10 protein-coding genes are annotated in these 12,952 nt (G+C 35.3%); 1 reads left to right on the top strand and 9 read right to left on the bottom strand.

The annotated features are described in order from the left end of the window. Positions 1–6 precede the first annotated feature (6 nt). Positions 7–1,845 (top strand): glycosyltransferase family 9 protein, encoded by a 1,839-nt coding sequence (locus tag HDF25_RS05870; RefSeq protein WP_184623744.1) that lies wholly within the window; start codon positions 7–9, stop codon positions 1,843–1,845. Here HDF25_RS05870 and HDF25_RS05875 read toward each other — a convergent pair. From HDF25_RS05875 to HDF25_RS05915, 9 genes are read right to left on the bottom strand one after another with little or no spacing between them, the layout of a single operon-like run. Further along, a complete protein-coding gene (locus HDF25_RS05875; protein ID WP_184623745.1) occupies positions 1,826–3,205 on the bottom strand; it encodes a condensation domain-containing protein in 1,380 nt (459 codons plus the stop codon). The genes HDF25_RS05870 and HDF25_RS05875 overlap by 20 nt on opposite strands. A gap of 23 nt (positions 3,206–3,228) precedes the next feature. After that, the gene (locus tag HDF25_RS05880) at positions 3,229–5,637 is read right to left on the bottom strand and encodes an outer membrane beta-barrel protein (RefSeq protein ID WP_184623747.1); all 2,409 of its coding nucleotides are present in this window, start codon (positions 5,635–5,637) and stop codon (positions 3,229–3,231) included. A 29-nt stretch (positions 5,638–5,666) separates the two neighbouring features. Continuing rightward, a complete protein-coding gene (locus tag HDF25_RS05885; RefSeq protein ID WP_184623749.1) occupies positions 5,667–6,038 on the bottom strand; it encodes a hypothetical protein in 372 nt (123 codons plus the stop codon). Next, positions 6,025–7,845: a hypothetical protein gene (locus tag HDF25_RS05890; RefSeq protein ID WP_184623751.1), complete on the bottom strand. Its 1,821-nt coding sequence runs from the start codon at positions 7,843–7,845 to the stop codon at positions 6,025–6,027. The genes HDF25_RS05885 and HDF25_RS05890 overlap by 14 nt, the downstream gene beginning before the upstream one ends. A 12-nt stretch (positions 7,846–7,857) precedes the next feature. Continuing rightward, positions 7,858–8,112, bottom strand: coding sequence for a hypothetical protein (locus tag HDF25_RS05895; RefSeq protein ID WP_184623753.1), 255 nt, complete (start codon positions 8,110–8,112; stop codon positions 7,858–7,860). Position 8,113: 1 nt separating this feature from the next. After that, positions 8,114–8,668, bottom strand: coding sequence for a 2OG-Fe(II) oxygenase (locus HDF25_RS05900; RefSeq protein WP_184623755.1), 555 nt, complete (start codon positions 8,666–8,668; stop codon positions 8,114–8,116). Positions 8,669–8,676: 8 nt separating this feature from the next. Then, the gene (locus HDF25_RS05905) at positions 8,677–9,504 is read right to left on the bottom strand and encodes a cupin-like domain-containing protein (RefSeq protein WP_184623758.1); all 828 of its coding nucleotides are present in this window, start codon (positions 9,502–9,504) and stop codon (positions 8,677–8,679) included. A 2-nt stretch (positions 9,505–9,506) separates the two neighbouring features. Continuing rightward, positions 9,507–11,405, bottom strand: coding sequence for a S8 family serine peptidase (locus HDF25_RS05910; protein ID WP_184623760.1), 1,899 nt, complete (start codon positions 11,403–11,405; stop codon positions 9,507–9,509). Between the two features lie 8 nt (positions 11,406–11,413). Continuing rightward, on the bottom strand, positions 11,414–12,862 hold the full coding sequence (locus HDF25_RS05915) for a radical SAM/SPASM domain-containing protein (protein WP_184623762.1): 1,449 nt from the start codon (positions 12,860–12,862) through the stop codon (positions 11,414–11,416). Positions 12,863–12,952: the final 90 nt, after the last annotated feature.

The following is a 12,952-nucleotide window of genomic DNA, read 5'->3' on the forward strand; positions in this document are numbered from 1 at the left end:
TAATCAATGGAACAAATAAACAATATTTCAGTTTTTCATCATTTAAAGGACCCGAATCTGAGCAATCTTAAAACGTGTAACTTCAATGTTTTGATCATCAATAACTTTCTGGATCAGATTGTTGATGAAAATATTGAACAAAGAATGGTCAGTCAGGTTTATATGATTTGTTACCTTTTTAAAAATATAATTGAAGGGGATCGAGATAGGAAAATCCACTTATGTAGCGAAGAACAGTTTAATTATAGTTCCATATGGGAAAATGGGTCTCAATTACAGGGGTTTTTAGATGAATTCATTTATAGTCAATCCTGGAAAAAAATGATGCTGACAGCTTATGATGTTATTATTTGTCACCCATTGTATGAAAAGGCCGTGCTCGAGCATATACAGGAAAATTATGCGGATGACTTTTTTAATGAAGAAGGGTTCCCAAAACTTTTCTCATTAGTGGATACCTCATCGACCGCATTAAGCCCTGAATTTATGCCTTATGTAACGCTGCTGACCGATCAGCTTCATCCCACCTTCAGCAAAAGTAAATTAGAAGAAATAGGCAGATTTAAAAGAATGATTTCTTCTGATTATAAGGGTTTTGGTATGTTTGAGCAGGAGGCACAGTTTCAGGAGTTGATCAAAACTATTTCTATTAATAATGCAGATACTGCCAGACATTCTTTTGACAAAATTTTATTGATTGATGATCATAAAAGGTGTTTCTATATTGGTGATTCCTGTTTCTGGCTTCAATACATTAATGTTAATATAAAAAAGAATTTTCCGGGCGGAGATATCACTGTTGTCTGCAGGGATGAGCGGAAGATTAATTTCTTTAACAAAATATTCAAGCGCTCTCTGGATGAAAAACTAAGTTTTCAATATTCGGACTGGGAGAATGTGAACTTTCATGATTATGATATTATTCTGTACGATAGTGATATCAGTATCCGTTTTTTGACTTATGTTACTGAGCATTATGAAAGCAAATTTAAAGGGATACCAATTCTTAATTATTCCAACAGGAATATTAAGGAAACGGAGTCTCTTTCAGAACTGCATTATAGTTACTTTTTTAAACTCAGACAACCTAAGGCAGATTTAATCAATAATATAAAAGCTGCGAAATCTAATTCAGAATTTGAAATCAGGATACAGGATCTTGAAAAACAAGAGGCTTGTCAGTGGCTTGAGTCGCAGGGCGTTCAGGAGAATGATAAAGTAGTTGTGTTAATTTTTAATAGCAGTTCTCCATTGAAGATGTTAAGCCACGATATGCAGCAGGATATGATCAGAAGTATGGCATTGAATACGGTTGCCAAGGTACTACTGTTCGATGAAAAAGGAATAGGGATCAAGGATGATCTGCAGCATAATCTGCCTGCTGCTGCAATGGATAAAATTATTGTTGCCACACAAATGGGGATCAGGATGGATATGGCATTATTAGCTAATAAGGCTGTTGTGGCAATTTTCAGTCCTTGTACCGGAATGATGCACCTGGCTAACGGGGTTTACCGGTACTTGAAAAAGGACGGGATAATAGACCGGAAAAGCATTCCGCTGATGTTGATCTATAGTGGGAATTTTATGGATTTTGATATAGCCTATCATCCTAATAAGTGGTGGTTTAACTCATTAGTCAAATGTGCAGTTCTGGCGCAGTCTGATTCCGGAGTGGAATTATTGAAACTTAAAGATGTCCCTTCCGATATCCAGGAGTATAACAAAGTATCCAGGCCTTTGAAACAGATGTCTACCTGGCACCTGTTTAAATTCCTCAAGAAAAATTATCCCGAATTGAGTTCGTCTTTATTTGTAAATGGATTTATGGATGAAATAAATTAAGTTTGTTTTTAAGGGCTTTAATGGTGATATGCTGATCGTTAATAACTGCCTCCAGTATCTCTTTATGAACTAAAGCCATCCATTCTATAAATAGGGCTGGAAAGATCGAGGTATTGTAATACCATTTACAATCATAACCATCTTCTATTTGGGTCACCTCATAGGTAAGCATATAATAGGTACTGCCATAAACTTTGTGGCCTTCTGAAAATTCAACTTTATTTGGTTTTCCGGTAATGCCTTTGTGCTGAAAGTTAAGGTAAGCACTGCAATTGGTTCTTAATACCCCGGTATCGAGGTCCAGATTTTTATGGCTTGTAATTGCTTTGCGGCAACACTTGATGAAGTCAGTATAGGTTTTGGTTAACACATCTAAGAACTTTTGATCATCAGACAAGCTGCCTCTCAGGTATATACTTGCATCAAAATTGGCAATAATGGAAGAGAGCACCGGAGTAGTTGCCCTTAAAGATACAGGAGAGGCTATAAGAACATCTTTCTGGTCATCTATAAGGTAAAAGAGAATAAATAGGGAAGTGTATAAAGTTGAACTTATACCTGTTTTGGTGTATGCGGAAATATCTTCCAATCCATCATAAAACATCTGGCCCAGCTTTAAACCAAATTCAGCAGTATTGTCTTTTTCGAGTACATTTGATATAGATTCTTTATCTGTGATCTTTAAATTATTTACCGGATTGCTGGTCGAATATGTATAATGATTGAAAGCGATTTCCCAGTTGATTACTTTTGACAAATCGCCTATACTATCATTCCAGAACTTTTTCAGACTTTCTTTCTTGTTCAGATATACCTTGTTGTATTGTCTTATGTAATCTTTAAACTGAATTTTCAAGTCAGGGAGCTCTGGTTCATTATCATTTATATAAGCCCCGTAAAATAAATTAATATCGTTCTTTAAAAGGCTTAATGAGGGGATGTCGGCTATAATAGGATTCAGATAGAACCTGAATATAAAAGTTTCATCAGCAAGCTCAAAAATATATGCTTTTATTAAAGGAATTGATTGCAGATTCTGCAGACATTTATTCCCCTCTTCCGTAATTAAATTGATTTCAAAATCCGTATCCTTAACTTCTTTTAAGTCGTGCAATATAACCTCAAAGTGTTTCCTGTCATATGGACTAACTTGCTGGATCAGCCTTCCGCCGGAGAAAATGAAAGAAGTACGCAGGGTTTCGTGTCTCTTAATAACAGAAGCAATAGATTTTTTAAGTACCGGAACGTTAACATTTTTTTTTAAAAACCTAAGAGAAAGGAGTTTTGCCGGCTTACCTGATTTTTGATAAAGCCACGATTGTAATTGGGAGGCTGAGGCCTCGTATATTTCTTCTTCCATAATTTTAAATATATTACAGGTGTTTATAACCTGTTTTTTTCATCTTCATTATTTAGCTCTTTTGAAACTTCTTTGATCTTTTTCTTGCCCTTAGAAATTACGTAAGAAAGACCAACAGCAACAGATCTGGTAGCCAGTGTTCTCCTGATGTCCCTGCGGAATGTAGTCTCATTGACATCATATCCGATTCGTGTTAAGTTAAAAGGGTCATTCAGGTTAAGACTGACAGATAATTTATCGTTCAGGAATGATTTTCTGAAAGCAAAATTTATCTTTCCCTGTGGTAATAAATCATAAATACTAAAGAAGTTGTTGTATACATAATTTCCGTTAAGCTCGGCAAAGTATCCGTTTTTAAGTGTAAATCTATTATTGATAAATATATTCGGAGAAAGCTTCTGATATGATTTTTGACGGTCTTTAACATATATTCTGGTGTAGGCTACACTGGCATAGGGGGTTATTTCCCACCATTTAGTGGGTTTTATAGATGTATTATAAGATAAACCTAATTTTTGCTCATTATTAAGATTTGCATAGGATTCTATGACAATCCGGTTTTCAGTGGAAAAAGATGTATTGATAATATTAGCTGTATTGGTGTAATAAAGACTGAAATTATGGACCGAATTCTTTGAATAATTCAGTTCAAACGAATTTGTAAAATAGGGAACCAGATAAGGATTACCTCTTGAGATATTATAAGGGTCTGAGACGTCCTCGAAAGGGTTTAAAGAATTATAAGATGGGCGGACTATTTTTCTGGAATAGGCAAATGAAAATACATTTCCCTGAGATGGTTTTGCCTGTATAAAAACAGAAGGGAAAAAATCCCAGCGGCTATTCTCTAAAAAGGTTACCGGAGTATTGTTGCTGTTCTGAGCGATACTTTCTCCTTTATAGCTGGTGTATTCCGCACGTAAGCCTAGCTTATAACTCCAGATTTTTAATGACTTTGTATAAGTTCCAAACAAACCAAATATCTTTTCATCATAGACAAATGCATTTGACCGCTGTTTGTCCAGTACCTGATCAGGGGGAATGCCGTAATAATAAGTGATCTTATTATCAGTATGAGAAACATTATATTTCGAACCAAACTGAAGTTCCACACTATTTTTCAATATCTTTTTAAGACTGATATTTCCTGTCGATAAATCTACTTTTGTCGGGTTATTGAACTGAAGGTATTGTGGTTTTCTTATTTCAGAACCGTTTCCATAGAAAAATTGGTTATTCAAATCTGAATTTAACTCATTCCTGTATCCAACGTAACTATAGGTTGCATCAATTCTGCTGCCCAGAGAATCCAGGTTAATACGATACAGGAAGTTAGCCTGACGATTTTGCAGTGAGGTCAGCTTATTATTTTTAGTGATAAAAAATGAATCCAGCATACTTGAATTGATAGAAGGATAAGTATTATTAGTCGCATTTGTTACTGATGATGCTTTGATGGACATAGATTGATAATCTATTGAAATCAACTGATTTTTAGCAATGTCATAATCAATTCCGAAAATGAAACTATTTAACCTGACAAAATCATCTATGTATTTATTCGTTTGAACAGAGTGTATGCCTGTATCGTAATATAATTGATCCTGATAATCATCAGAGAAGCTTTTTCCATTAAATTTATTGTAATTCACTTTGAAATTGAACTTTCCTGTTTTATAATTAAGCCCGATATTGTTACTGAACTGTCCGTATCTTGTTTGCTCAAAATTTGTACTTATTGTAGAAGTAAGCCCATATCTGGTGTTCTTTTTTAGGGTGATATTAATTACGACCCCTGTGCTGTTCCCCTCATATTCGGCTCCGGATATGGTCCTGACCTCATAAGTTTTAATATCCTCAGACGGAATAGATTTGAGATAACGCATAAGTTCATCCCCCTGGAGATATATTTTTCTATCATCTATATAAACCAGAACGGAACGCTGGCCGCCATAACTTATGCCCATTTTGTCCGCGACAACCCCTGGGATTACATTAAATAAACTAAATCCATTTTCTGCGTGCTGATAGACACTATTCTCAATATTTATGACTGTTTTATCAAGCGTTCTGGTCATAAATGGTTTTTTGGAAACTATTTTAACCTCATTTAATGCTAAAATATCAGTTTCAAGATTAACATTGTGAATAAGGTTATCAGTTAAGGTAATTGTTTGACGTTGCGTTTTGAAACCTGAGCTGGAGATCACTAAAAGAAAATTTCCTTTCTGTAGGTTTTGAAAATTATATCTTCCATCATGGCTACTGCTAATACCTTTAAGCAACGAACTATCAGTAGCATTTTTCAGAATGACTGTAGCTTGGCTAACAGGGGTACCATTACTGATAATCTGACCAGATAAACTTAGACTTTGGGCATAAGACGTATTGAAAAAGATAATAAGAAAAAATGGCAGGTACAGGTATTTCATAGGGGGATCGTCTGTAAATTTATTCTGTTCTAGAGTTTTTTATAAGTAATCTCATAGTTACCGTCGGCATGTTTAGCTCTGAAAATAAATTTATACTTCTTGTGTTCTGTGTTCTTAACTGTCACTTCACCTGATTCTGAACCGGAAAGATTCTTCTGCAGAACGGTCTTGTCCGATGATTTAATTTCGAGCTGCAGTTGACCTTTCTTTAAAACTGTGGTATATTTCAGTGTGAAACCATCCTTTTTATCCAATTTAACATTAAAATCCTGTTTGCCGTTAAAATCTTCAAAAGTTGCATAACTATGGCCTGGCAAGTCACTTCCTTGCCATTTTTTGGTGTAATTCGGAAATTGGAAGAGCAGACCCCCACAAAGAATATAATATTTAAGGTTGATCATAGTATAGAATATTTGGTTTTTTAAGAAATAACGGGTTATGCTTTTTTAAATAACTCTTTAAATAAATTTTTAATGGTTTAATATTGGTTAATTGATTCTCTTCGTGCATAAATATATTAAAACTATTTAAATAATATATTTCATTACTGTTAGTAGATTCTTTTAGTAACTTTACCCAAGAGTAGATTTGAGTGTTTAATAAGTTATCTTCATTATTTACCATAATACTTAGTATAAGATTTTCTCCCGGTTCAAATTGTGGATCTTTGATGTTCATTAATAGAATGCGCTCAATGGTTTCCATTACTGTGGCATTAAGCACAGCGGTTGATAAGGAATGAAACTGGGAAAAGTCCATCTCGGGACAGGATGCAGGTTGTGCACTATTAAGAATTAAATGAATGCATTCCAGCGTATACTTTTTCCAGTCAGTAAGGTTTTTGTTAAAAAGTGCCACTTTGGCTTTATTGGTCAGCATCTGGTAGACCACTAGGAATGCAATTTCAGCATTTGGATAGGATAACAGATTTATAGCATGCTGAATACCCCTTTCAATGATCTGACTACTGGCTGCATAATTCTTCTTTTTATATTCCAGATAAGATTTAACTAATGTGCAGGAAGTTTGAATAAAATCCTGTTCAAAACTGTTTTCTTTAAAAACTGAAGCCATCCTGTCTGCTTCCTTTGCACATAAGACCGACATATTTGGCAGATTGCTTTTTGATAGCTTAAAAGCATCATTATTTTCTTCAATCACGATATTAAGATAGGGTCTGTTTATCGCTGCTGAATTAGTGCAAATAATGCTTTCTAAGAGAATGTCAACTTGTTTTTTAATGTTAATCCTGTTCTTTACTCCAAAGTATGGAGATTCCTTCTCTTCTGCTCCGTGATCGTGCCTGGTGAAATGATTGATGTATTGCGGGATGGTGTTTTTGTACAAAGGACACACTATACGCTGGTCTGCAGTATAACCTCCACATCCTATAAGTAAAATACAATTCTCACAGGCTATATTTATTTCCAGTGATCCGGTGGTTTTTTTTAAAACTGAACTATCACAAACTAACCCTGAAAAAGGCAGCTCTTTCAAAAAGGCGAAACTGGAATTGATCAGTGAAAGCGAATACGTATTCCTGAAGAAATTTATTTTTGAAAAATGATTTTTAAAGAAATCTTCTTTATAGGTATTACAGGAGTATTGAGTGATATTGTCTTCTTCAAAGCTGGATTTAAGTGCTCCTTCTTTTATAAGGTGCTGTTTGTGAATTTGTTCTGCGATGTTTTTTTTGTCGTCTTTATATTCGCTTAAGCTAAGGTAATCCTGATCCTGGAGGGAGAATTTTAACGTGAAATAGCGTATTTTTTTGAACTGTGTATTTTGAACGGTTCTTTGTTTAAGAAAAGAAAGAATGTTGATGTGTTCCTTGTCCGGATTAATAAAAAGGAAGGCTAGTTGCGTTACCTTATGCAAATTGGCAAATGAATTTAAGCGGTGAATAAATTGATCATCTAACTCGTTATCAATAACAATGGTCAATTTATCAAATACCTTCAGCCTTTCAATTAAGCTGTTTTTTTCATCCTGGTTTTCAGGAACAAGAATACCTTTATTGATTAATTCATAGAGCAAATCTTTTTTTAGCCTGTGGAATTGGCCGGAATCTATTAGCCTTTTATTCAGATCGTTTAAAGCGGCCCATTTCTTTAGTTTACAGTTAAAAAGTAAAAATGATGACGGCTCATTTAAATCTTTCGTTACAATACAAAAGGAAGAGATTTTTAAAGATGCTGATTCTATCATAAATCTATAGTTTTATTCACTCAAATGGCTGTCCACGGTTTCAGCCAGGTAGTCTATACTATTAAAGAAGGTAATGTCAATTTCATCATCATTAAATTCTATAGAGAATTCATCTTCAAGTGTGGTAACAAAAATCAGGGCAACCATGGATTCTGAGGTAATAGCTCTCAACTTCTCATCATCGCTGATCTCTAGCTTGTTCAATTCAGAATAATCACTATCGATCACTTCATTTAATATAGTTAATATTTTATCTCTGGTTTTCATCTTATTTCTTTTTTTTAAATTTCATGGCCAGGCTGAACCTGGATAATTTGCATATTCTGGTAGGTATAGTTCCCATATGTTCAATATTACCAGGGAAAATAACGACCCTGCCAGGTGTTGGAAGGACCGCAAGGCGGGATTGTTGGTTCTCATAAAAGATAGTTTCCCCACCGTATTTATAGTTCCATGTTTTGTTTACATAATATAGAACAGTCAGATCTGACTGTTCCGGATCACAATCAAAATGTGGGTACTCTACATCTCCATAACTACAAAGATTAATGTAGCATCTGTTTAATTGATAATCAATTCCCTCGCTATAAGTTTGATTAAAGACCTCCCGGAGTTTTTTTCCTATAAAAGTGTCTGTTTCGAAGGTATCCGGAATGAAATCAGTACTGAAGATGGGGAATTCATCATATGATAAGCTTTTTTCCTTCTTTCTGAAAGAAAGACTGTTTACATAATCATAAAATACTTCTACCTCATCTTCAGAAAAAGCCCCATCGATGATATGTATTTCTTTACCGTCTATTATTTCAGTCCTATTTTGCATAACCATATTTATTTTTGAGTTTCCATTTCTATAAACCCTTCTTTGATAATCATTTCAATCTTACTTAAATTGTTTCTGTCATTATCATTTCTAAAATAGTTCCTTACCAGGTCATAATTTGTTTCATTGATAAAGTTCTCTGTAAGGGAAAGGCTCCATTCCAGGTTGATGACCTGATGATAACAGTCGCCGGGTACAAAAATCATATCTCCTGCATTTTGAATACATGTTAATGGTTTATAAGGCAAGTTTATAACATTACTCCAGTCGTTTTGATCAGGGACGATCTGATATGCAGACAGGTCTTTTTTGATAGCCTCCGAATAAATGGCAGGATATATTAGCCACAATTTTTTACCTCTTAAAAGATAATTCCAGGCACTGCTCCACCAGACATCACGATGAATCTGGCTTCCTGTTCCCGCGTTTCCGGCGTAAATCCAGCTCAGGTTAGTCTTTGGGGGGGCTAATTTTGTGCCAGCGTACCAGCAGTTAAAAGGCTCAGGGGTTTTGTAGTCATTTTTAATCTCCGGGTTTAGGAAACCGCTGGTTTTAAAGTAAAGCCCGGCCGAAGGACTATTGAGATAATCTGCATAAGAAAGAAATAATGGGGCTGAACCTTCATCATTCTCAACTTTTTCTTTTTTGACTAATGTTGCTGATAAGTATTCCTGTGTCCATTTTGTTTTAATCTGCATTTCCTGAAATGCATGAGTAAAGTTGACTGGTTTACCGGCATATCCATAAGTGTCATTGAAGTATTTCTTCGTTAACGGGGCAATATCATCTGTTGCAACTCCAGTAGTTTGTCTTAATAAGTCTGTTAAATTCTGCATTTTTACCCTTTTGAAAATTTGTTTATAATAATGTCTATTATTTTCTGGCTGTTATCTTTGTTCTTGATATTGAATGTGGGGGAGTCTAAATTTTCATTGAAATAATTGAGTTTATCCTGATACTCCATTTCATCAAGCTGCCTGTATGATACACGGACCTGGTTGTTAAAGTGAATGGTATATTCAAAAGGAGTTAAAACATAAAACAAGACCTCACAATTTACAAATGCCTTTATAACATCGATAGTTCTTCTGATATAATCCAGACTGTCATTGGGACTTATCGTACAGACCAATGCGTCAGGGTAAAATGCCTTAACATAGCTCAGCATCTCTGCTGCATTAGAATCATTCATTGGATGCTTCGGTAAAATAGATCCCTGGCTTCCTGTGATAATAATATCTGGTTTAGTGTGTTCCTCTATCATCTGAGTCAGAAAACGCAAGGATTTATTCCATTCCATAATGTCCACATCAACAGTACCATTATGTCCAATTGGGAAGGTAATATCTGCCCCTAAAACAATACCTTGTGGTTCTGTTGCAAGATGGGATACTTTATATCCATTTTCCTTCAGTAACTCTTTTAAAATAAGCTGTGTGGTGAATTTACCTTGTTTTTTATTGGTTCCAACCACACAGATTGAAGGGGATTTTAGAACAGTATGCTCCATAGAAGCATATAGGTTTTCCTTGTCCTGCTTAGCGAACGCAGTTAAAAAAACTTTTCCGGTATAGGTTGTGGTTGAATCTGATATGACAGAATGGATTAAGTCATTTACAGACCTGTCCCACACAATAAAATTTTTGTTTCTTTTTACACATTCTTTGATCAAAGAATAACCCTGATAAGAATTTTGGTCAAGCAGTTTATCCAAAAAATAACCAATGATAATAGTATCAAATGTGTTATAGGTCTGCTCTTCCAGCTCTCCAAACGAATATGGGATACCTTGTTTTTCAAGAAGGCTTATGCTCTTATCTAGTTTGATTGATCTTAAATTACCTATTGCTGCTGTAAGCTGATAGGGGAAGAGTTGTGGGAATTCTAAAATAGATTGCATCTCCTTCTCTTCAAATGGGTAGATGGCCACTTTAGAGATACAGGGAGCAGGTCTTAAAGAGTTATATAGCTCACCCGGAGAAAGCGCAGGGGTATTAGTGTGGTTCAGTTCATTTATTTTAGAATCGTGTTTAGTCAGGCTGATAATTGAAGGATCTGAATTTTTCAGAATCCATTTATTTAAAGACTCGATGTTATCCCATTGGTTTTCCAGTTTGGCCTTGCAGATAATTCCTGAAAAATGAGCTGTAGCAAGGCTTGTTCCTACACTGAACCTAAAGGTATTGCCAGGATAGGCAACCCTTTGAAAGCCTCCTTTGGCCAGGATATTGGCTGATCTGTTTTCAAGTTTTCTGAATTTGTACTTACTTTCTACAATACCCTGACCTATCCCCAGAACTGAAGTGAAATGAGCCGGGTAGCACAATTTATCATGTAAATAGTGGACTGCTGCAACCAGTATAACTCCTTGTTTGGAAGCTCTGTCGCAGGCAAGCCTTAATTCCTGAGAAGGATCGTTTGTTCTTATGCCCATGCTGATATTAATCACTTCGATATCATGATCATCCAAAAGATAATTAATAGCCCTTACCAGCAGCGCTTCACTAATCCGCCCGTTTTCGGCTTCCAGCTTTACTACTTCAGTCTCAATAAAAGGTGCATGTTGTACAATTATTGATAAAATACCTGTACCATGCCCTTTGATATCATTAAAACTATTCTCTATCGTGCTTATTTCTTTGGCAAGATTCTCTAATAGCGTTATTCCTGTAATATGATGATGATTAAATCTTTTATGAGTATGGTCTACTCCCGTATCAATTATTCCGATTTTCAATTAATTTTTTATTTATTTGAGTGACCTGTATTTACTGCTGCCGCTGCGGTAGGCACATTGATCGTTTCTGGTTTATTGATCATTCTAAGGTATTGCTCCCGGATATAACTTTCTGTTTTATACTTCCATTCTGTACATTGGGGTACGGTATTTTTAATAGCCTCAAAAGAGCAGGAGATCTTATCGCAAACAGGTAAATATTTACAGTTTCTACAGACATCATTGTGTGAGTATCTGTTAAACGCGCTGTACTTATCAAATACTTTTGGGTCATAGCTATCAAATACTGAGCTTGGCGCTTTAGTATCGTCATGAATTGTTTCCCAGCATTTATGAATAAAACCATTAGGGTCTACAACCAGGCTTATAGGGGATGCCCATGTTGCACAGGTGGACTGATAGGAGGGAAGATCCCATTTCAGTCTGGCCGATTTGGTATTGTGCAGGTTGGCCCAATTATTAAATCTTTCCAGCAGGTTGAGACGGAAATTTTGCTTAAAGTCAAAAAAAGCATCAACATGCATCCGGATATCTTTTTCATCCTCATCTAAAGCTATTTCTTCATAAGACCTCAGCCATGCGGGATCAAAACTGAATTGCTTATACTTATTCGGCCAGATTCCAAAGCTCTGAAAATCATCCAGCATATCTGATGATGAATTGGCAACTTCATGATCAACATTCATTCTCACCAATACATTGATGCCTTCTGGTATTTGAGAAAGGTTTTCTAATATCCTGTAATAGTTCTTGGCATTCTTTTGCTTAAGAGGTCTTTTTTTATCATGGATTTCTCTGGCTCCGTCAATAGTAACCTGTATTAATTCAACTTTGTTATCGATCAGTTTTTTAACATTGGTTTCTGTTAAATAAATTCCGTTTGTAATAATCTTTGCTGTATAGGTCAGGTTATACTTTTCTGCAAGCTCAATCAAGCCAACAGACATATCCTCAATTGCCTTTACATTGAGCAGTGGCTCTCCTCCATACCATGTAATGGAAAGGGTATGGATTTTTTGTTCTGCCTTTCGGATAATTTCATCAATATAAATGACAGTTTGTTTTTTAACCTTATCATCTTTTAGTGTATGATTTGGCTTAACGAATTCAAAACAATAAGAGCATCCCATGTTACATGAAATTGTCGTCCCAATGGTAAGGTATATTGTTCCGGTATTCTTAAACTGATGATCAGTACTGTTTTTCTCAAAGATCTCAATCATGTTCTTCTCTGAGTCAATGATATATTCTTTGGAAATTAAATGCTCAAGTAATAATAAATTTTCAGGATAAACCTCTTTTTGAAAATATTTCAGGCAGGATAATTCTGATAAAAGTTTGCCTTCCTCGGAGTTTAATATTTCTATACCTCCAGTAAGTGTATTGAAAATTAAAAACTCTTCCCTTTCATCGATTGGGATTAGAACATTGTATGGGCTGGATTTGAAAAGTTGCATACTTAATTTGGTTAGGTGACGTCAACAAATAAGGATTAGTATTGCATATACGTAGGGCCAGGGCAGATTTTGAAGCAAAGAATACAATAG

Source organism: Pedobacter cryoconitis, from assembly GCF_014207135.1.
Lineage (GTDB): Bacteria > Bacteroidota > Bacteroidia > Sphingobacteriales > Sphingobacteriaceae > Pedobacter > Pedobacter cryoconitis_D.

Excerpts from the sequence above, each read along its gene's own strand:
- HDF25_RS05870 (WP_184623744.1), top strand. The coding sequence starts at position 7 with ATGGAACAAATAAACAATATTTCAGTTTTTCATCATTTAAAGGACCCG.
- HDF25_RS05875 (WP_184623745.1), bottom strand. The coding sequence starts at position 3,205 with ATGGAAGAAGAAATATACGAGGCCTCAGCCTCCCAATTACAATCGTGG.
- HDF25_RS05880 (WP_184623747.1), bottom strand. The coding sequence starts at position 5,637 with ATGAAATACCTGTACCTGCCATTTTTTCTTATTATCTTTTTCAATACG.
- HDF25_RS05885 (WP_184623749.1), bottom strand. The coding sequence starts at position 6,038 with ATGATCAACCTTAAATATTATATTCTTTGTGGGGGTCTGCTCTTCCAA.
- HDF25_RS05890 (WP_184623751.1), bottom strand. The coding sequence starts at position 7,845 with ATGATAGAATCAGCATCTTTAAAAATCTCTTCCTTTTGTATTGTAACG.
- HDF25_RS05895 (WP_184623753.1), bottom strand. The coding sequence starts at position 8,112 with ATGAAAACCAGAGATAAAATATTAACTATATTAAATGAAGTGATCGAT.
- HDF25_RS05900 (WP_184623755.1), bottom strand. The coding sequence starts at position 8,668 with ATGCAAAATAGGACTGAAATAATAGACGGTAAAGAAATACATATCATC.
- HDF25_RS05905 (WP_184623758.1), bottom strand. The coding sequence starts at position 9,504 with ATGCAGAATTTAACAGACTTATTAAGACAAACTACTGGAGTTGCAACA.
- HDF25_RS05915 (WP_184623762.1), bottom strand. The coding sequence starts at position 12,862 with ATGCAACTTTTCAAATCCAGCCCATACAATGTTCTAATCCCAATCGAT.